Annotated in this window: 15 protein-coding genes, 1 tRNA gene, 1 other RNA gene and 7 pseudogenes; 1 reads left to right on the top strand and 23 read right to left on the bottom strand. The window is 38.8% G+C overall.

Annotation, left to right across the window (positions count from 1 at the left end; translation table 11 throughout):
* From HT697_RS00935 to comW, 22 genes and pseudogenes are all read right to left on the bottom strand, one after another.
* The coding region (locus HT697_RS00935) for a hypothetical protein (protein ID WP_173261755.1) at positions 1-1734 on the bottom strand (1734 nt) is incomplete at its 3' end.
* A 127-nt stretch (positions 1735-1861) separates the two neighbouring features.
* A complete protein-coding gene (locus tag HT697_RS00930) occupies positions 1862-3490 on the bottom strand; it encodes an N-acetylmuramoyl-L-alanine amidase family protein (protein ID WP_173218802.1) in 1629 nt (542 codons plus the stop codon).
* Between the two features lie 142 nt (positions 3491-3632).
* Positions 3633-3806, bottom strand: a pseudogene (locus HT697_RS10210) (PspC family transcriptional regulator); the annotation flags it as partial.
* Between the two features lie 4 nt (positions 3807-3810).
* Positions 3811-4913: pseudogene (locus HT697_RS00925) on the bottom strand (nucleoside triphosphate hydrolase); the annotation flags it as partial.
* Positions 4914-5103: 190 nt separating this feature from the next.
* Positions 5104-5403 (bottom strand): annotated as a pseudogene (locus HT697_RS10205) (N-acetylmuramoyl-L-alanine amidase family protein); the annotation flags it as partial.
* 1134 nt (positions 5404-6537) lie between these two features.
* Positions 6538-6942: pseudogene (locus HT697_RS10200) on the bottom strand (hypothetical protein); the annotation flags it as partial.
* A gap of 7 nt (positions 6943-6949) precedes the next feature.
* Positions 6950-7369, bottom strand: a pseudogene (locus HT697_RS00910) (hypothetical protein); the annotation flags it as partial.
* A 7-nt stretch (positions 7370-7376) separates the two neighbouring features.
* Entirely contained in the window at positions 7377-8255 is an 879-nt protein-coding gene (locus HT697_RS00905) for an Rpn family recombination-promoting nuclease/putative transposase (RefSeq protein ID WP_173218809.1), read from the bottom strand.
* A gap of 183 nt (positions 8256-8438) precedes the next feature.
* Entirely contained in the window at positions 8439-8615 is a 177-nt protein-coding gene (locus tag HT697_RS00900) for a hypothetical protein (protein WP_173218811.1), read from the bottom strand.
* A gap of 94 nt (positions 8616-8709) precedes the next feature.
* Positions 8710-9708, bottom strand: a complete 999-nt coding sequence (locus tag HT697_RS00895) for an Abi family protein (RefSeq protein WP_173261764.1) — start codon at positions 9706-9708, stop codon at positions 8710-8712.
* A 203-nt stretch (positions 9709-9911) separates the two neighbouring features.
* Positions 9912-10232 (bottom strand): annotated as a pseudogene (locus tag HT697_RS00890) (hypothetical protein); the annotation flags it as partial.
* 13 nt (positions 10233-10245) lie between these two features.
* On the bottom strand, positions 10246-11181 hold the full coding sequence (locus HT697_RS00885) for an Rpn family recombination-promoting nuclease/putative transposase (RefSeq protein ID WP_173261758.1): 936 nt from the start codon (positions 11179-11181) through the stop codon (positions 10246-10248).
* A gap of 116 nt (positions 11182-11297) precedes the next feature.
* Positions 11298-12266: a ribose-phosphate diphosphokinase gene (locus HT697_RS00880; RefSeq protein WP_000010167.1), complete on the bottom strand. Its 969-nt coding sequence runs from the start codon at positions 12264-12266 to the stop codon at positions 11298-11300.
* A 145-nt stretch (positions 12267-12411) separates the two neighbouring features.
* Positions 12412-13227, bottom strand: coding sequence for a PrsW family glutamic-type intramembrane protease (locus tag HT697_RS00875; protein ID WP_173218817.1), 816 nt, complete (start codon positions 13225-13227; stop codon positions 12412-12414).
* 24 nt (positions 13228-13251) lie between these two features.
* Positions 13252-13749, bottom strand: coding sequence for a carbonic anhydrase (locus HT697_RS00870; RefSeq protein WP_004237611.1), 498 nt, complete (start codon positions 13747-13749; stop codon positions 13252-13254).
* Between the two features lie 72 nt (positions 13750-13821).
* Positions 13822-15186 carry a DNA repair protein RadA gene (radA, locus tag HT697_RS00865; protein ID WP_345789460.1) on the bottom strand — a complete coding sequence of 455 codons (1365 nt, stop codon included), beginning with the start codon at positions 15184-15186 and terminating at the stop codon, positions 13822-13824.
* A 10-nt stretch (positions 15187-15196) separates the two neighbouring features.
* Complete coding sequence (locus tag HT697_RS00860; RefSeq protein ID WP_173218819.1) at positions 15197-15754, bottom strand: histidine phosphatase family protein; 558 nt, start codon at positions 15752-15754, stop codon at positions 15197-15199.
* Positions 15714-16157 carry a dUTP diphosphatase gene (locus tag HT697_RS00855; protein ID WP_000701983.1) on the bottom strand — a complete coding sequence of 148 codons (444 nt, stop codon included), beginning with the start codon at positions 16155-16157 and terminating at the stop codon, positions 15714-15716. The genes HT697_RS00860 and HT697_RS00855 overlap by 41 nt, the downstream gene beginning before the upstream one ends.
* 56 nt (positions 16158-16213) lie before the next feature.
* Positions 16214-16309, bottom strand: an RNA gene (gene ffs, locus HT697_RS00850) — signal recognition particle sRNA small type.
* A 34-nt stretch (positions 16310-16343) separates the two neighbouring features.
* Positions 16344-16811 (bottom strand): tRNA adenosine(34) deaminase TadA, encoded by a 468-nt coding sequence (gene tadA, locus HT697_RS00845; protein ID WP_173218821.1) that lies wholly within the window; start codon positions 16809-16811, stop codon positions 16344-16346.
* 199 nt (positions 16812-17010) lie between these two features.
* Complete coding sequence (locus tag HT697_RS00840) at positions 17011-18297, bottom strand: adenylosuccinate synthase (protein ID WP_001832534.1); 1287 nt, start codon at positions 18295-18297, stop codon at positions 17011-17013.
* 230 nt (positions 18298-18527) lie between these two features.
* On the bottom strand, positions 18528-18764 hold the full coding sequence (comW, locus tag HT697_RS00835; RefSeq protein ID WP_173213476.1) for a sigma(X)-activator ComW: 237 nt from the start codon (positions 18762-18764) through the stop codon (positions 18528-18530).
* Positions 18765-19036: 272 nt separating this feature from the next.
* On the opposite strand from comW, the pseudogene HT697_RS00830 reads away from it, so the two are divergent.
* Positions 19037-20077 (top strand): annotated as a pseudogene (locus HT697_RS00830) (ISL3 family transposase); the annotation flags it as partial.
* A 69-nt stretch (positions 20078-20146) separates the two neighbouring features.
* Here HT697_RS00830 and HT697_RS00825 read toward each other — a convergent pair.
* Positions 20147-20220, bottom strand: a tRNA-Asn gene (locus tag HT697_RS00825).
* Between the last annotated feature and the right edge of the window lie 23 nt (positions 20221-20243).

Genomic DNA, 20243 nt, shown 5'->3' with positions numbered 1-20243 from the left:
CCAACCTGTTGCCATTGAACCATCAGTATTGTAGAAATACCACATACCGTTTTCTTGTTTCCAGCCTGTTTTTGGAGAAGCTGGTTTAGCTGGTTCTACTACAGAATATGAGCTGTATGATGGAACATATGAAGGGACATATGTAGGATTAGCTGGTCTTGCAGGAACAGAAGGTTGTGCTGGTTGCTCTGGTTTTGGAGCTGGAGCCGGCGCTGGTTGAGATGGCTCTTCAGCTGGTTTCTCTGCCGGTTTTTCTGCCGGTTTTTCTTTAGCTTTATCTTCTTCTGCAGCTTTCTTATTTAATTCATCGATAAATTTTTCAGCTTGTTTTGCAGTTAATCCTTTTTTGAAGCCTTCTACAATTTGTTTTCTTGTTTCATCTGATGCTGCTTTTAATGCTGCAATTGTATCAGCTTTTGCTTTTGCTTCTTCTGGACTATTAGTTTCAGCTTTTTCTAATTCTGCGATTGCTGCTTTCAATGCTGCATCATAGTTCGCTAAAAATTCTTCCTGAGCTGCTTTCTCATTTGCTGCCGCTTCTTTATCTTCTTCTGCAGCTTTCTTATTTAATTCATCGATAAATTTTTCAGCTTGTTTTGCAGTTAAGCCTTTTTTGAAGCCTTCTACAATTTGTTTTCTTGTTTCATCTGATGCTGCTTTTAATGCTGCAATTGTATCAGCTTTTGCTTTTGCTTCTTCTGGACTATTAGTTTCAGCTTTTTCTAATTCTGCGATTGCTGCTTTCAATGCTGCGTCATAGTTCGCTAAAAATTCTTCCTGAGCTTCTTTCTCTTTTACTGCAGCCTCTTTATCTTCTTCTGCAGCTTTTTTATTAGCTTCATCAATTAAACCTTCAGCTTGTTTTGCAGTTAAGCCTTTTTTGAAGCCTTCTACAATTTGTTTTCTTGTTTCATCTGATGCTGCTTTTAATGCTGTAATTGTTTCCTTCTTTTGTTTTTCTAACTCTGGATCATTTTTTGTGTCAGCTTTTTCTAATTCTGCAACTGCTTTTTCTAACGCTTTATCATAATTCTCTAAGAATTCATCTTGTGCTGCTTTTTCTTCAGCTTTTGCTTTTGCTTCTTCTGCTAACTTTTTATTTTCATCATCGATTGCTTTTTCAGCTTCTTCTGCAGTTAAGCCTTTTTTGAAACCTTCTTCGATTTTAGCTCTTGTTTTCTCTGCTTCTGCTTTTAATTTTGCAATCGTATCTTGAATTTGTTCTTTTATTTCAGGATTATTTTTTGCATCTTCTTCTAATTTTGCAATCGTATCCTTTAATGCCTTGTCAAAATTAGCTAAAAATGCTACTTGTGCGTCTTCCTCTTCCTTAGCTTCTTTTTCCTCTGCAATTTCCTCTTCTTTAGCAATTCCTTCTACTTCTTTTTCAGCTTCTTCTACAGTTAAACCTGCTTCGAAGCGTTTTTCATAGTCAGCCTTCTGGGCTTTAGTTCGTTTTTCAAATTCATCAATAAATCCTTGAATTTGTTTTTGTAATTCTGGATCTTCTTTTGCATTGTCTAAATATTCTTTTAATTCTTTAACTGTAGCTTCTACAGCTTTATCAAAATTAGCTAAAAATTCTTTTTGTGCTGATTCTTTATTTTCAGCTGGTTGACTACTAGCTACAGATTGACCTTCCGCTTTTACAACCGACGGTTGAGATACAACAAATGCTGATCCTAAAACAGCAACACTAGCCAAGCTAGCAGTGAGAAATTTTTTCTTATCCATAAAATATCGACCACCTTTGGTACTTTTTTGGTGCTATTTTACCATTTTTTTCCTAAAAATTCAAGAAATCACACTCCAAAATGATAAAAAATAAGAGGAAATTCCCCTTATTTCTTTATTATATCCATTACACCCACTCACCGTTGGCATTTACTGTGTAACCATCGATAGTTGTGTTCACAGCCAACGCTCCTGAAGAATATGAATAATACCATTTACCGCTAACTTGGTACCAACCTGTCTTCATAGCACCTGAGCCAGCAAGATAATACCAAGTACCACCCTGCTTGAGCCAACCTGTTTGCATAGCACCTGAATCATTGAGGTAATACCAGTTACCATCTAAAAGCTTCCAACCAGTCTGCATAGCACCTGAACCGTCAAGATAATACCATGTACCATTGTCTTTTATCCATCTAGTACCCATTTTACCTAAACTGTCAAAATGGTACCAACTACCATTTATAAATTTCCAGCCTGTCTGCATAGCACCTGAGCCGTTAAGATAGTACCAATTACCATCAACTTGTTTCCAACCAGTTTTCATCACACCAGTTTCATCCAAGTAATACCATGACCCATCTTTGACCCAACCAGTCTTCATTCCATCTTCTTTAGAGAAATAATACCAATCCAGTCCAATTTTCTTCCATCCAACATGACGATTTCCCTCATCATCAATGAAGAATTTTTTACCATCAATTAAAACAATACCTGGTTTAAGGACACCTTCCTCATCTAAGAAATAATGTTTTCCGTCTACTGTAATATCCCCTGTTAGACGAACACCTTCTTTTAGATAGTAAGTTTTATCATCAATTTTGATAAAGCCAGTTTTCTTATCACCATTTTCAACAAAATAGTAAACCTTATCAGCAACTTTTACAAAGCCTAGCTTTTTAACACCATCTTTTTCATCTAGATAGTATTGCTTATCACCTGCAGTCAATAGACCTTTTTTCATAGCTCCATCAGCTTCAAAGTAGTAAGTCTTACTATCAATTTTTTGCCAGCCAGTAACTTTTTTACCGTCCTTAATATAGTAGACCTTCCCATTCTCCGTTTTGAATTGACCTGCAGAATTAGACTGGTTTTGATTATTATTTTGGTTAGTATTACCTGTTGTTGCATCAATTGGAGAATATGTATGGTACATTACACCATCTATTTTTTTACTAGAACCATATTTATAATTAGCAATTTCTGGATGACTAGAGATAGATGTAGAAGTTACCTCAGTACCTGTAAGTGGTGCTCTAAGGTCAATATAATCTCCATTTTTATATTCTACAAAACGAACTGCTTTGACAGAAGAGTTAGAAGTTGTTGAACCGTTATTATTGTTTGTACCAGTACCATTTTGGTTATTATTTCCATTAGCATTACTAGTGCTACCATTGTTTTGGTTGTTATCTCTATGGTATGGATTGGTCTGAGTACCAGAATTCGTAGTACCTGTCGTAGCAGTAGGCGCATACATATGATACATAATACCATCTTCTTCTCTACTAGAAGTATAGACATAACTTGCAATTTCAGGGTGATTCTCAATAGATGCAGCTGTCACAGCAGCACCTGTAAGTGCAGCTTTGATATCTACAGGTCCACCATTTTTAAATGTTGCATAGTGGACTTCTTTAACCGTAGAAGTTGTTGTAGCCGTTGTTGCCCCTGTTTCGGCAGCTTGTGCTGGTTGAACTGAAGCCATAGCTAGCACTGAAGTAGCTAGTAAGATACCTGTTAGTGTTTTCTTCATGAGAAGAACCTCCTTTATTAAATGGTTAAATTTATATAGATTATATCTCTTTCCTATAATAAATGCAATAAAAAACATAAAAAGTGTAGAAATATTTAACAATAACAGAAAGAGAGCAGTTTGAACCACTCTCTTTGTTATTTTATACCCATTCACCGTTGGCATTTACATAGTAACCATCGACTGTAGTATTTACTGCAAGGGCACCTGAACTATAAGCATAGTACCACTTACCGCCTACTTGGAACCAACCAGTTACCATAGCACCTGAGCCTTTGAGGTAGTACCATGAATCACCTACTTTAGCCCAGCCTGTTTGCATAGCACCTGAACCGTTTAGATAGTACCAAGTGCTACCATCTTGCAACCAACCTGTTTGCATTTCGCCTGAACCGTTTAGATAGTACCAAGTGCTACCATCTTTAACCCACCATTTTTGCATGATGCCTTCAGCGTTAAAGTAATACCACTTACCGCCATCTTGTAACCAGCCAACTTGACGTTTGCCTTCTTTATTTACATAAATCCAGTTACTATCAACTTTATTCCAGCCAGCTTTTGTATTAGATTCATCTGTTAAGAAATATGTTTTACCATCAACGGTAATTTCCCCAAACTTACGTTCACCTTCTTCAGTGACATAGTAATACTTATCGCCAGCACCCTTGATAAGACCTGTCTTACGCTCACCTTCTGTAGTAATGTAATACCATTTTCCAGCACTATCTTTTACAATACCTGACTTGGTTGTACCGTCTTCAGCAAAGAAGTACCATTTATCACCTACCTTATGCGCTCCAATTGTCACAACACCATCTTTGACAAAATAAGTTTTTCCATTTTCAGAGATAATCTCTGTCTTACGAGCTCCATCTGACACAAAATAATAGGTTTTTTCTCCTACTTTAATGAAACCAGTTTTCTTAACACCTTGTCCGTCTAGATAGTAACGTTCAGATGTGTTTTCAAGAACTCCGTGAGCCATAACACCTTCACTATCAAAATAGTAAGTTTTTCCATCAACATTAGCCCAACCTTTTACAGGATTTCCTTTATAGTAAAGATAACGATTACCAGCAGACACACGCCATTTTACATCTTTATCAGAAGTTTTATAGCCTTGAGTATTTAACTCACTGACAGACGCATCGGGATCGTTTACATAATCATCAATCTTTGTCCCTTTCTCAACGAATAAGTAGTATTTTCTTCCCCCTTCAACATAGGCACGTTGAAATTCAAATCCTTCAATTGTCGAATGTTTAGAGATCGGCTGATTCCCATCTTCAAAAAATACTGTCTTACGTTCTTGTGAACGACCATTAATCACTGTGATCCACTCAGTTCTATAAACAACTTCTTCCGCACTTACTGGACGAGCTGTAATTGCAGAGTAACTGGTTAAAACTGCTGCACTTGCCATTGTCAAGCTAGCTACTGCTAGGGCTAAAGCTTTTTTATTTTTCATATGAGCATTCTCCATGTTTAAAATTTTAGGTAATAAACCTAGTTTTATTGTATCTTATTTTTTAAAAAAATTCTAAAAAAAACTGAACTTTTTATGGAAAAAATAAAAAGCAGAAGAAATCTCCTGCTTTTTTGATTAAACTAGATTATTTAACCCATTCACCGTTTCCGTTTACAGTGTATCCACCTACAGTAGTATTAACTGCAAGGGCACCAGAACCGTCAACGTAGTACCATTTACCAGCAACTTCAAACCATTGGCTAGCTTTCATAGCACCTGATGCTTCAAGGAAGTACCATTTGCCACCGTGTTGCAACCAACCAGTTTCCATAGCACCTGAACCATTTAGGTAGTACCAAGTGTTACCATCTTTAACCCACCATTTTTGCATTACGCCTTCAGCGTTAAAGAAGTACCATTTACCGTCGATTTGTTTCCAACCAGTAACTTGTTTGTTGTTGTCATAGTAGTGCCAGCCGTTTTCACCTTGAACCCACTCAGTACGAACAACATTGTAGCTGTCAGTTTTTTCAATTTCAACTGATGCATTTACATACATATCATTATTTTCGTTACGTCCAACTGCATCTGCTGTAAATAGTGAAGATTTTGTTAGGCGCTCAGGTAAAAAGTAACCTTTTGGTACTGTCAAAATACGGTAAACCGCTACTCCACCCTCGTGTAATTCAAACTCAGCATCACCTGCTTCATTTGTCTTAGCACTTACAAGAGCTGGGGCATCTTTAACAGGTTTTCCACCTTGAGCATTCAAGAAATCTTCAGTAGTTTTGTAAACTAATAGCTCAAATTCAACACCTGCAACTGGTGCACCTTGTTTATCTTTAACGTTGATACGTCCATGTGTTCCATTTGTGAATGGTACAACCTTTTGAACTTTACCATCTTTAAGATTAAATTGGCTATCATATGGATTAGATACTTTATCCTTGAATTGATTGTTAGGATTAATTACCAAATAAGTATAAGTAGAACCATCTGCATATTGAACAGATACTACTTTATCTCCATTTGCTAGAACTTGTTCAGCACGGTTAGTTTCAGTTGCTTTTTCCACTTGTGAAGGATCGTAAGTTTTTTCAACTTTTCTAACTGATGCTGCTTCTTCAGGTGTCAATTGTCTGTCAGCTGAAACAGCTTGTACAGCACCAAATGCTGCAAGAGCGACTGCGCTTGTCAATAAAACTTTTTTCATCGTTTTATCTCCTTTGTTTTTCTTTAAAAATTTTTTTCGTAAGACTATCTTACTACCATACAGTATATAAATATTTGCAGGATTTGTCAAGGGTTTTCATCAACTTTTTACCTATTTTTTCAAAAAAGATAAAAAAACGCTTTTATGAGATGAAATACCCTTCAAATACCGTATCTCCCAAGTGAAAATCTCACAAATTTCCTAAACTCTGAGTCAAACCTCACATATTTAATCCATATCGATAGTTGGATAGAACTCACTTCTATGGTATTATCCTATAACCCCTTCCAAATGTCAAGCAAAAATGACAAGTATTTTAGAAATAACTCGCCATTTCATTAACTTTCTACTATTTAAAATGTGACCTCATAGCAAGGACTCAAACTCAGTGACAGTCATGCCCAACTGCTGGCTGGCAACCTCAGAAGTCAGAAGACCTTGACGGACTAGATTTAGTAAACCTACTTTTAATCCTTCTTCTCGCCCTTTTTCAATACCCTCTGCACGGCCACGTTCAAGTCCACGCTCTAAACCTTTTTCGATTCCTTCCGCCCTAGCTGTTTCCAAGGCATAGTCCTGTGCTAACAAGGCCTGTTCTTCTCGCATACGTAGTTGGCTAAACATCTTCCTGTCCTCCTCGGACCAGCTTTTGTAGTCCAGCAGTTGGTCTGCCTGGCTGATGGCTCGCTCAGGTTGCTGGGTAAAGGGTTTGTTCCCGAAAAACTCTAACCATGGTTTGCGAATACTATCTTTGCTGGTTTCTCTGTATTTTTAGGTCTTATTTATGATGGTCTTTCAATAGCTCCTCAAACTCAGCCACGGTCATGCCTAATTGCTCACTCGCAACCTCAGGTGTTAGAAGACCTTGACGGACTAGATTTAGTAAACCTACTTTTAATCCCTCTTCAATGCCTTCTTCTCGTCCTTTTTCAATACCCTCTGCACGACCACGCTCCAGTCCCTGTTCAATACCTTCCGCTCTAGCTGTTTCAAAGGCATAGTCCTGTGCTAACAAGGCCTGTTCTTCTCGCATACGTAGTTGGCTAAACATCTTCCTGTCCTCCTCGGACCAGCTCTGATAGTCCAGCAGTTGGTCTGCCTGGCTGATGGCTCGCTCGGGTTGTTGGGTAAAGGGCTTGTTCCCGAAAAACTCCAACCACGGTTTGCGAACCTCGTCTTTGCTGGTTTCTCTGTATTTTTAGGTCTTATTTATGATGGTCTTTCAATAGCTCCTCAAACTCAGCAACAGTCATGCCCAATTGTTCACTCGCAACCTCCGAAGTCAGAAGACCTTGGCGGACCATATCCAGAAAGGCAAAAAGTTTCCCTTCTTTCCTAGCTGTTTCCAAGGCATAGTCCTGTGCCAACAAGGCTTGTTCTTCGCGCATACGTAGTTGACTAAACATCTTCCTGTCCTCCTCGGACCAGCTCTTATAGTCCAGCAGTCGGTCTGCCTGGCTGATGGCTCGCTCGGGTTCTTGGGTAAAGGGTTTATTCCCGAAAAACTCCAACCACGGCTTGCGAATGCTATCTTTGCTGGTTTCTCTGTATTTTCTTAATTCCAAGAACGCCATCTTGACTAGATGATGTTCTTGTCCATTGTTTGTGATGGTTAAGACCTCACCTGTCGTGTCTTCGCGCATACTGAAACTGTGGAAAGCTTGATCATCTGAGAAGTAATTACTATCTACAATAGCGATAGCGTATACTGGTGCGATGTGTTTGTAGCTTTGGTGAGTATCTCTTTCGCGTTGACGAATTTTTTCTAGATTTTGATTGACCTGACTGCACAAGTAAGCCCACAGGCGATTGATGAAAAAATTCTGATGATGTACCTGTATTTCGATAATAACTTGCGTTCCATTATCCAACTCCGCCAAAACATCAATACTGGTATAGAAATCCTGCGCCGAGTAGGGCATGGAAGGCAAGACGTGAATATTGCTACCCTCCAAAATGGTTACATTTTTTGCTGGCAAGTCCAGCATATCGCGAATAAATTGACAAGTAATTTCCGGATTGCTGAAAATTTTCTTAGCAACCAAGTCATTGGTCGGGCTAATGCCCGGATGTCTGAGAATCATATTTCCTCTCCTTTCATTATAGCATATTTTTAAATCTAGGTTTACTAGATTTGATGCTTCTATCTATTTATTCGGAAAAGAGACGAAAAAAATAAAAGTTATTAAAATTATTGTTTATCCTTAATTTTGTCTGTATTAAAAAAGGTTTTGACACCTAATTTTTAAAATTAAAGCACACTGAATCTAGGAACAATTTGAATCATCTTGACCTGCTCTTGGTATTCTTGACTGAGTTTCCAAATCTTCTTTACAGACGGAAAGAGCATCATCGTGTTCCTTGATGATTCTGATTTTCTCACCTTGTTCAGCTATTACATCGTCCGCTATAGCGATTCCCAAATCTCGCATCTTATCCTTCATTCATCTTGGTAATCAACTTCTTAATGTTTGGTTTCTCATCTGGATTGTCAAAGATTCTCTGAATAATAACTTGAGTAAAAAATCATTCCTTAGTTCAACCGATCCACAATATATCTTTCCAATTGCTTGGCAAACCAATCTTACTAGATAATATGATATTTGACTTTTCCATCAACTGTGCCTCTAAAGTCGTCAAAAAATCGTTCCAATCTTGAACAAAAGAATGTGAATGATGTTGTATAAGATTTTTCATAGCTAAAAGATAAGCAAATAAATCGTTATTATGCGTCTTTTTCTTTTTAGTCTCTGCATTCTTGTTTATTTGACGCAAATCAGCTGAAAAGAAACTTGGACTTGCTATTGTAAAATTTTGACCATATAGTCTTAAATGATGTGCTGTCCTATTTCTCATATGCCATGTAGCTGAAACCCAGCCAAATAATTTACTCTGGATTTCTTCTCCATGAATTTTAGAATTTACCACACCAGTTGATAAAAATGTAGTATCTATCCAATACTCTCGGTACTCTTTTTTCAGTGCACTTATAAAACGAGTTGTTTCCCCAAAAGTCATCTCTTGAAAAAGAACCCAAATTGGGAATTTAGAACCTTTATTTTTGATATGATGCTGTATTGAAAGACTTTGATTCTCTGATAAATGTTTTTCTATAATTGAAATAAATTCGTTATATAATTCAGAGTTTTCATAAATAGTTTCATCCAAGTAACACTCACCTTTTTGATATTTTCCATTATATTGATGGCAAAGCGATTCAATAAAAGTTGATTTTATAAACTGCTCTAATCTACCAGAAAATATAAACAGAAACTGTGATAACCAATCATTAAATTCATACAATGAAATCGCTGCTTGAAATTTTCCTTTATGAAGATTATCTGGAACCTGTTTAATAAAAGCAGAAAACGAATAGTAATTATGACAACGTAAAAAGTTTTTGGAATCTAGTTCCTCTTCAGGTGACATATCTAGCTTATCTGAAAGATAACTTACCAAATCTTCAAGAGGTAAAAATGCTTTCATTTCTCTCTTTAAATCTCTTGACAAAGAAATACTATTATCAGTTGTGTACATCATTAACCTTCTAAATTTATAAAAAAATGACTCCAGTTGCTATGAAACAGGGAGCAAAAGGAGTGCTTGTATTTAAATACTATACTATTCTATAAAAAAAGTCAAGTAAACTTGATATTTTTTCAATTTACGTCTAATTGTTCACTCACAAATTCGGAAGGCAAAGCATGTTAGCATACTAAATCAATAAAGGAAAAGATTTATCCTTCAACTTTCCCACGTTCAAGTCCACGCTCCAGTCCCTGTTCAATATCTTGTTCAATACCTTGTTCAATACCCTCAGCCCTAGCTGTTTCTAAGGCATAGTCCTGTGCTAACAAGGCTTGTTCTTCTCGCATACGTAGTTGACTAAACATTTTCCTGTCCTCCTCGGACCAGCTCTTGTAGTCCAGCAGTTGGTCTGCTTGGCTGATGGCTCGCTCGGGTTGCTGGGTAAAGGGTTTATTCCCGAAAAACTCCAACCACGGCTTGCGAACGCTATCCTTGCTGGTTTCTCTGTACTTTCTTAATTCCAAGAATGCCATTACTGTGATGGTATTACAAAAGTGCTTCAAACTCCGCTACTGACATACCCAATTGTTCACTCGCGAATTCGGAAGTTAAAACATGTTGGCGGACCATATCCAGAAAGGCAAAAAGTTTCCCACGCTCTAAACCTTGTTCAATACCTTCTGCTCGACCACGTTCAAGTCCACGCTCCAGTCCCTGTTCAATACCTTCCGCCCTAGCTGTTTCCAAGGCATAGTCCTGTGCTAACAAGGCTTGTTCTTCACGCATACGTAGTTGACTAAACATTTTCCTGTCCTCCTCGGACCAGCTCTTGTAGTCTAGCAGTTGGTCTGCTTGGCTGATAGCTCGCTCAGGTTGTTGGGTAAAGGGCTTGTTGCCGAAAAACTCTAACCACGGCTTGCGAACCTCATCTTTGCTGGTTTCTCTGTATTTTTTTAATTCCAAGAATGCCATCTTGACTAGATGGTTTTCCTGTCCGTTATTTGTGATAGTTAAGACCTCACCTGTCGTATCCTCTCGCATACTAAAGCTATGAAAAGCTAAGTCATCTGAAAAGTAATTGCTGTCCACGATTGCGATAGCGTATACTGGTGCGATGTGTTTATAGCTCTGGTGAGTATCACCTTCGCGTTGGCGAATTTTTTCAAGGTTTTGATTGACCTGACTGCACAGGTAAGCCCATAAACGATTAATGAAAAAATTCTGATGATGTACTTGTATTTCAATAATTACTTGCGTTCCATTATCCAACTCCGCCAAGACATCTATACTAGTGTAAAAATCCTGAGCTGAGTAAGGTAGGGAAGGCAAGACATGAATATTACTTCCCTCCAAAATGGTCACATTTTTTGCTGGTAAATCCAGCATATCGCGAATAAATTGACAAGTGATTTCTGGATTGCTGAAAATTTTCTTAGCAACCAAATCATTAGTTGGGCTAATGCCCGGATGTCTTAGAATCATCCTTTTCCTCCTTTTATTATACCACAGTTTTAAATCTAGGTTTGCTAGATTCTCTGGCTCTATCTATTTATTCGGAAAAAAACGAAAAAACCTGAGAATCATCTCAGGCTTGGTCATTAAATTTTTTTCTCAATACCGAAAAGTGGAGAAAGTGGGCGTTTTTCATGAATACGCACGATAGCATCTCCCAAAAGATGAGCAATCGAAATCTGTTCAATCTTATCGATCAAACGCTCTTCTGGTAGATAGATGGTATCCAAAACAACCAATTTCTTAATAGCTGATTTTTGGATATTGTCCATAGCAGGACCAGAAAGAACTGGGTGCGTACAGCTTGCATAGACTTCAACAGCACCAGCTTCTGCAAGGGCATCTGCCGCATGACAAATGGTTCCAGCGGTATCAATCATATCATCAATCAAAATACAAGTCTTGCCTTCAACCTTACCGATAATGTTCATGACTTCACTGGTATTCATCTTATCAACGCTACGACGTTTATCAATAATAGCGATAGATGTCTTCAAAAATTCTGCCAACTTACGGGCACGAGTCACCCCTCCATGATCTGGGCTGACAACCACATAGTCCGAACCAACCATGCCACGACGCTCAAAATAATCCGCAATCAGAGGAGCCCCCATCAAATGATCCACAGGAATATCAAAGAATCCTTGAATCTGCGCAGCATGCAAGTCGATGGTCAATAAACGATCCACTCCAGCTACTTCAAGCATATTTGCGACAAGTTTTGAAGTGATTGGCTCACGCGCTCTCGCCTTTCTATCCTGACGTGCATACCCATAGTAAGGCATGACAACATTGACAGATTCTGCACTCGCACGTTTCAAAGCATCTACCATAATCAAAATTTCAAGCAGATTATCATTTACAGGCGAGCTAGTTGATTGTAGGATAAAGACGTGTTTCCCACGGATTGATTCTTCGATGTTGACCTGAATCTCTCCATCTGAAAATTGGCGAACACTTGATTTCCCCAACTCTATCCCAATCTCCTGCGCCACACGTTTTGCCAATTCTTGATTAGAAGAAAGGGCAAACAGCTTTAAATCAGAAAAAGACATGATTTCCTCCGGTATATATGTATCGCTTGTGCTTTTCACAAGATTTTTCCATTTACCATTGTAGCGCTTTTTGCACTATTTTTCAATCAAAAATAAAAGAAGGGCACCATATTTGTACCCTTGCATCATTCTTTTGAAAAATATTCTAGTTCATCAACTCATCGTGCTTCTCAACAAAGCGATAAGCCTGATAAAAACCGTAAAGAGCAATAGCTGTAACTACTGGAATCGCTAATGGCAACTCTGTCTCCAATTCTACAAAAGGAGAGTTAAACAAGAAGTGAGTTCCCAAGGCTAAACCTAGGAAAATAATCCCCTGTTTCTTGCCAGCCTTCTGCCCTTTATAGGCTCTGTAAAGCAAGTAAACACCTACTACAGCCAGACCTGAAAAAGTCCAGTGAGAGGCAATCCCTGAGATGATACGCTCTAAAATCCTCGAAATAGTAAAATCAAATCCCTCTGGCAAATCCGTACGAATATAGCCAATATCCTCAATCATTTGGAATCCCAAACCAGAAGCAATCCCAAGTAAAAACAGAGATTTTAATTTTCGCACGGGAATCAAAGCTAAAACAAAGACAAGTGGCAATAATTTCAAGGGTTCTTCTACCAAAGGAGCCACAATAGCACTTTCAAAGGCATTTAAAAATGTACTATCTGGGAAAAGAACGTCCAGTAAATCATGGATATAAGTATTAGCAAAGCTAGACAGCCAACCTGAAAGGAACATCCCACCCAATAAAGACAAAATCAAGGCCTTCTTTGGCAATTCCCATTTTTTCCCAATACGGAAAAGGAAATAAAGAGCCGGAATCATGTAAAAGAGAGCTAGAAAGATAGAAACTCCCATTAGGCCATATTCCGCAGCTGACATCGAACCGTCCGTATAGTAGATGGTTTCATACTGCAAACCAATACATAGCAATAAAATAAAAATAAATAAAATACTGTTTTTCTTCATACACTTTCTTTCTAAATGAATTTTTTACAATTCTACAACTGTCATACTTCCTGTATCCACATCGTAAATGGCACCAGAGATAATGACATCGTCTGGTATTAGGGGTGACTCGATAAGCAATTGCATATCCTCTCGTACACTCTCCTCTATATCTTGGAAGGGCAAGAAGTCCTGGTCTGACACATCGACACCTAGTTCCTCTTTCAGATACTCCTGAAAAGGTCCATTTTCAAAGGTCTGAGCACCACAGTCTGTATGGTGCAATACCACAATCTCTCTTGTCCCCATTTGTTGCTGGGAAATAACTAGCGAACGAATCATGTCCTCAGTCACTCGACCACCTGCATTCCGCAAGATATGAGCATCCCCAAGTGCCAAGCCCAAAGCTTGCGCAACGTGCAGACGAGAGTCCATACAGGTCACAATAGCCACTCTTGTTTTGGGTTTAAGTGGCAGATTTAACTGCCCATGTAGGGCAACATAAGCCTGATTGGCTTGCATAAACTGTTCAAAATACGACACGATTCCCTCCTCGAAAATTTGATAGTCAAATATTTCTCCTATCTTATCATTTTTAAGAGGATTTGTCACGAATTATGTAAAGACCTTTTTCAAAACTTCCTGAATCGTTGTCACCCCAATAACCTGAATTTCCTTAAGCGGAGTGATTCCTGTCAAGGAATTCTTAGGTACATAAATCTTAGTAAAGCCCAGTTTAGCAGCTTCATTGATGCGTTGCTCGATACGATTCACGCGCCGAATCTCTCCAGTCAAACCTAATTCTCCTACAAAACATTCCTGAGGATTAGTTGGCTTGTCCTTATAGCTCGAAGCAATGGCAACTGCAACAGCTAAGTCAATGGCAGGTTCATCCAATTTGACACCGCCAGCAGATTTGAGATAGGCGTCCTGATTTTGCAAGAGAAGCCCTGCCCGCTTTTCCAAAACAGCCATAATCAGACTCGCACGATTAAAATCAAGTCCTGTGGTCGTACGCTTGGCATTTCCAAACATGGTCGGTGTTACCAAAGCCTGAACCTCCGCCAAAATCGGACGCGTCCCTTCCATGGTCACAACTATTGATGAACCAGTTGCTCCATCCAAACGCTCTTCTAGGAAAACTTGACTCGGATTGAGTACCTCAACCAAGCCACCCGACTGCATCTCAAAGATGCCAATCTCATTAGTGGAACCAAAACGGTTTTTGACCGCTCTTAAAATACGGAAGGTATGGTGTCGTTCCCCTTCAAAGTAAAGCACCGTATCCACCATATGCTCCAACATACGCGGACCAGCCAGAGTGCCCTCCTTGGTCACATGCCCTACGATAAATATGGCAATGTTATTGGTTTTGGCCAGCTGCATAAGTTCAGCCGTCACCTCACGCACTTGAGAAACAGATCCCTGCACCCCTGAAATCTCAGGAGACATGATAGTCTGGATAGAGTCGATGATGAGAAAGTCTGGCTGGATTCTCTCTACCTCTGCGCGGACACTCTGCATATTGGTCTCTGCATAGAGATAAAACTCGCTATCAATATTTCCCAAGCGTTCCGCTCGCAACTTGATTTGCTGGGCAGACTCCTCCCCACTGACATAGAGAACAGTCCCCACTTGAGACAGCTGGGTTGAGACTTGTAAAAGAAGGGTTGATTTCCCAATCCCAGGATCCCCACCGATAAGAACGAGACTTCCCGGTACCACTCCTCCTCCAAGTACACGATTGAATTCCTCCATCTCCGTCTTGGTTCGATTGACATTGATAGAAGTCACCTCAGCCAGTTTCATGGGCTTGGTTTTCTCACCTGTCAAGGACACACGCGCATTCTTTACCTCGGCAACCTCAACCTCTTCTACAAAAGAAGACCAAGACCCACAGTTGGGGCAACGTCCCAGATATTTAGGGGAATTATACCCACAATTTTGACATACAAATGTCGCTTTTTTCTTTGCGATAATAAACCTCTTTCTATATCTCTAACTCACACTCAATCACTTGGCAAAAATCAATTTTCTCATTTGGCACAAACTGGCGCATGAGCATGTTGTGAGTTACCACTATCACGGTCTGGTAATCTCGATACTTAGCCATGCATTCTAGAAAACGAGACTTCATCTCCGTAGTTGTCTCATATTGAATAGGACTATTAGGAAGTAACTCCCCCTTATTTTCTAGAAACATAGTACGAGCTTTTTCAAAATTATCTGTGCCACTTTCATAGACCTGCCATTCATGCAATAATGGATCCACTCTCAAAGGAAGTCCAGTAACACAAGCCACATAAGAAGCCGTTTCTAAAGCTCTTGTGACTGCAGAAGATATGATTATTTCAGCTGAAGGGAGTAAAGGATTGGTGCTCAATTTCTGGGCTTGCTGCCGTCCCTTCTCAGACAAGGGCGCCAAATCTATCCCAAATCCCGTATAAGAACGCTCCTCTAACTCACGATAATCTGGCTCCCCGTGACGTACAAAGATAATCTTCATTCTAGTGCCCTGTTGAACCAAATCCACCAGTTCGAACGCCATCAGCCGCATCTCCATCTGCGATTAAGAAAGGCGCAAAGACAGCCTGGACCACACGTTCCCCAACTTCAAGAATCACTTCTTGATCTGTGATATTCTTCATCTGAGCAAAAATATGCCCTTCATTCCCAGGATTTCCATAATAATCCCCATCAATGACCCCAACTGAATTAATTAAAACCAAGCCCTTTTTACGAGGATTTGAAGAGCGATCATAAAGGTAAAGAACCTCAGTCGGCTGCATATAAGCCTTAACTCCTGTCGGAACCAATACAATCTCTCCTGGAGCGATAACTGTGCGCACAGCAACCTTTAAGTCGTAACCAGCCGCATGCGCTGTCTCACGCTTGGGCAATAAATTTTCATCTGTAAAACTAGAAACCAATTCAAAACCACGAATTTTCATCATCTTCTCTTTTCTATTATCATTTATTCTAGATTATTCTATCTTATTTATTCGGAAAAAGCACGAAAAAAAGAGCACACAATTCAAATCGCTTAGGGCTGCTGGATTCCTCCCCTGACCCGCTTCACGCAGAACTGTTGCTCCACTGTTTATTATATCACATTCCTATTCATTTTAAAAGCAAAATTATTTTTTCCGTCTATTTCTAAAAAAGTCCTGCATAATAGCTGCGCATTCATCTTCCAAAATTCCCGTTTCAACATCCACACGATGGTTGAGACGCTCATCTGTCAAGATATCGTACAAACTCCCAGCAGCGCCAAATTTCTGGTTTTTAGCTCCATAGACCACGTTTGGAATACGGGCGAGTCCAATCGCCCCACTACACATGACACAAGGCTCAATGGTCACAAAAAGCGTGCAATCAAGCAAGCGCCAGCTCTCCTCACTCAAGTTCGCATTCTCTATGGCCATAATTTCCGCATGCATAACCGCTCGTTGCAATTTCTCACGCGCATTATGCCCACGGCCAATGATTTCCCCATCTTTGATAATCACACAACCAATTGGAATTTCATCGTGTTCAAGAGCAATCTCAGCCTCTCTCAAAGCCTCTCTCATAAAGACTTCTTTTTCTTCAACTGTATAATTCATCAATTTCCCTTTTCTTACTTATCGATTTTATTATTATATCATGAATCCCAAGACAAAAAAAGCCACCGAATGCGGTGACTTTATAGGGAGATTATTATGAAAAAGAAAAGTTTAGGATATTTGTTACAACAAGTTAGGAGGTCTTCTTGTAACTGTCTATAGTATACCCGACCTATCTTAAACAAATCTTAAAAATCTCTTAGGACCAAACACTTTCTAAAATATTTGTTTGTTCACGACCAGGACCCACTGAGAAAGTAGAAATACGAACGCCAACTAATTCACTCACACGACGAACATAGTTACGCGCATTCTCAGGAAGATCTTCCAAATTACGAACTCCAGTGATATCTTCTGACCAACCTGGCAACTCTTCATAGATAGGTTTGCAACGTTTCAATTGCTCAAGACTAGCTGGATAGTAGTCAATACGTTGACCGTCAAGATCATAGGCCACACAGATTTTCACTGTATCTAAACCACTCAAAACATCGATAGAGTTCAATGAAAGATTAGTAATACCAGAAACACGACGACTATGGCGCATCACAACTGAATCAAACCATCCCACACGACGTGGACGACCAGTTGTTGTACCATATTCATGACCGACTTCACGGATACGTTCTCCCACTTCATCAAATAATTCAGTTGGGAAAGGACCATCTCCTACACGACTCGTATAGGCTTTACATACACCAACAACCTTGTCAATCTTGCTTGGACCGACACCAGAACCAATTGTCACACCACCAGCTACAGGGTTTGATGACGTAACAAATGGATACGTACCTTGGTCAATATCTAGCATAACACCTTGTGCACCTTCAAAAAGTACACGTTTACCATTATCAAGCGCATCATTCAAGATAACAGATGTGTCTGTCACATACTTCTTGATTTGTTGACCATATTCGTAATATTCTTCAAAAATATCATCGAAAGCAATGGCTTTACTGTCATACAATTTTTCAAAAAGACGATTCTTTTCAGCAAGGTTACGTTCTAAACGCTCACGGAAAATGTCTTTATCCAAAAGATCTGCAATACGAATCCCAACACGAGCAGCCTTGTCCATATAAGCTGGACCAATTCCCTTGATTGTAGTCCCAATCTTATTGTCGCCCTTAGCTTCTTCTTGCAAACGGTCTAACTCGATATGATAAGGTAAAATAACATGCGCGCGATCAGAAATACGCAAGTTATCAGTTGTCACACCTTCCTCATGAAGATAGCTCAACTCTTTTACAAGAGATTTAGGATTTACAACCATTCCGTTTCCAATAACAGAGATTTTTTCAGGGAAGAAAATCCCAGATGGAATCAAGTGCAATTTAAATTTCTTACCATCAATCACAATCGTGTGACCTGCATTATCACCACCTTGGTAACGTGCAATCACTTCTGCATTCGCTGAAAGGAAGTCTGTAATCTTCCCTTTACCTTCATCACCCCATTGGGTACCTACAACAACAACTGAAGTCATAATCTTGTCTGAGCCCTCAGGCTCTTCCTTTCTCACATACATGGCAGGAATCTCACCCGCAATTATATCTTACAATTTATTATAAGAAAAAATCGCCTTTTTATCAAGAAGAAACAATAGAAAGATTTGCTATTTCCAACTATTAAAAAATGTTTTAGAAAAAATTCCGGCTATTTATCATTATTTTCCCACAAAAAGTTGAATTTGTTCGGAAATTAACTCATACTGTCTCAACAAGCAACAAAACCTTGTTTCATTATCAATTTTTCAAGATACAAACGATAAGCAACACGATAATGGTAAACAATAAAATCCCTACGACACCCAATACCATATCTCACTAAATAATAAATCAAAAATTTAAAATGAAAATGTTCCCAGTCAAAATTATCACCAAATACAGTACCATACTCTTCTTCAATATTTCTATAAAAATCTGCCATCTGCTCATAAATACTTTTTAGCATAAATATATACTCCTTTTCTTTTTTATAAACTTATTCTAACAAAAAATTTTAAACAGTTATTAACAATTCCTGAATTGTTAAAATACCAACCTCAACAAGATAAAAAATAGGAAAAGTTGACAGAATAGAAACAAATTTACTACCTGAATTTCAAAAGATTAAAGTCCTAAAAAGACCGCCTTAAAACTTTTGGGTAAACCCTATTATAACTATAATGTTTTTATATAGGTATTATGGATCTGATTTTGTAGTATAAAAAAATTCAAACCATAATTCTTCTTAGAAAACGTCGTTTTAAGTGCTATCATTGCTCGAAAATGATGGTGGCTGAGACTTCTATCGTCAAGAAGAATCACCAAATTTCTCGTATTATCAACCAAAAAATTGCTCAGAAGCTGATTGAAAAAACTTCTATGACCGATATTGCTCATCAGCTGTCTATTTCAACTTCAACTGTTATTCGCAAGCTCAATGACTTCCGGTTTAAGCATGATTTTTCTTACCTCCCTGAGATTATGTCCTGGGACGAGTACTCCTTTACCAAGGGAAAGATGAGCTTTATTGCGCAAGATTTTAAAAAACTCAACATCATCGCTGTTCTTGAGGGAAGAACACAAGCCATCATTCGAAATCACTTTCTTCGATACGATAGAGCTATTCGTTGTCAGGTAAAAATCATTACTATGGATATGTTTAGTCCCTACTATGACTTGGCTAAACAGCTTTTTCCGTGTGCCAAAATCGTTCTAGATCGCTTCCACATTGTACAACATCTAAGCCGTGCTATGAGTCGTGTGCGTATCCAAATCATGAATCAATTGGATCGAAAGTCTCATGAATACAAGGCTATCAAGCGTTACTGAAAGCTCATTCAACAAGATAGTCGTAAACTCAGTGAGAAACGTTTTTATCGCCCTACTTTTCGTATGCACTTAACAAATAAAGAGATTCTTGACAAGCTTTTGAGCTATTCAGAAGACTTAAAACACCACTATAATCTCTATCAACTCTTACTTTTTCACTTTCAGAATAAGGATGCTGACAAATTTTTCGGACTCATTGAGGACAATCTAAAGCAGGTTCATCCTCTTTTTCAGACTGTCTTTAAAACCTTTCTCAAGGACAAAGAGAAAATCGTCAATGCCCTTCAATTCCCCTATTCAAACACTAAACTGGAAGCGACCAATAATCTCATCAAACTTATCAAACGAAATGCCTTTGGTTTTCGGAACTTTGAAAACTTCAAACAACGGATTTTTATCGCTCTGAACATCAAAAAAGAAAGGACGAAATTTGTCCTTTCTCGAGCTTAGCTTTTCTTCAACTCACTACAGTTGACAAAGAGGTAAAAAAAAGAGGTCTTGACCTCTTTTAATTATCTACTCCGCCAGTAGGACTCGAACCTACGACATCATGATTAACAGTCATGCGCTACTACCAACTGAGCTATGGCGGAATAAAGCTAAGCGACTTCCATAT

Source organism: Streptococcus sp. 1621 (assembly GCF_013276615.1).
GTDB lineage: Bacteria > Bacillota > Bacilli > Lactobacillales > Streptococcaceae > Streptococcus.
The sequence above is the reverse complement of the archived record's forward strand: the minus strand, read 5'-3'. Positions and strand labels throughout refer to the sequence as shown.

Excerpts from the sequence above, each read along its gene's own strand:
- HT697_RS00930 (WP_173218802.1), bottom strand. The coding sequence starts at position 3,490 with ATGAAGAAAACACTAACAGGTATCTTACTAGCTACTTCAGTGCTAGCT.
- HT697_RS00905 (WP_173218809.1), bottom strand. The coding sequence starts at position 8,255 with ATGATTCTCAGACATCCGGGCATTAGCCCGACCAATGACTTGGTTGCT.
- HT697_RS00900 (WP_173218811.1), bottom strand. The coding sequence starts at position 8,615 with ATGAAGGATAAGATGCGAGATTTGGGAATCGCTATAGCGGACGATGTA.
- HT697_RS00895 (WP_173261764.1), bottom strand. The coding sequence starts at position 9,708 with ATGTACACAACTGATAATAGTATTTCTTTGTCAAGAGATTTAAAGAGA.
- HT697_RS00885 (WP_173261758.1), bottom strand. The coding sequence starts at position 11,181 with ATGATTCTAAGACATCCGGGCATTAGCCCAACTAATGATTTGGTTGCT.
- HT697_RS00880 (WP_000010167.1), bottom strand. The coding sequence starts at position 12,266 with ATGTCTTTTTCTGATTTAAAGCTGTTTGCCCTTTCTTCTAATCAAGAA.
- HT697_RS00875 (WP_173218817.1), bottom strand. The coding sequence starts at position 13,227 with ATGAAGAAAAACAGTATTTTATTTATTTTTATTTTATTGCTATGTATT.
- HT697_RS00860 (WP_173218819.1), bottom strand. The coding sequence starts at position 15,754 with ATGGCGTTCGAACTGGTGGATTTGGTTCAACAGGGCACTAGAATGAAG.
- HT697_RS00855 (WP_000701983.1), bottom strand. The coding sequence starts at position 16,157 with ATGAAAATTCGTGGTTTTGAATTGGTTTCTAGTTTTACAGATGAAAAT.
- tadA (WP_173218821.1), bottom strand. The coding sequence starts at position 16,811 with ATGAATTATACAGTTGAAGAAAAAGAAGTCTTTATGAGAGAGGCTTTG.
- HT697_RS00840 (WP_001832534.1), bottom strand. The coding sequence starts at position 18,297 with ATGACTTCAGTTGTTGTTGTAGGTACCCAATGGGGTGATGAAGGTAAA.
- comW (WP_173213476.1), bottom strand. The coding sequence starts at position 18,764 with ATGCTAAAAAGTATTTATGAGCAGATGGCAGATTTTTATAGAAATATT.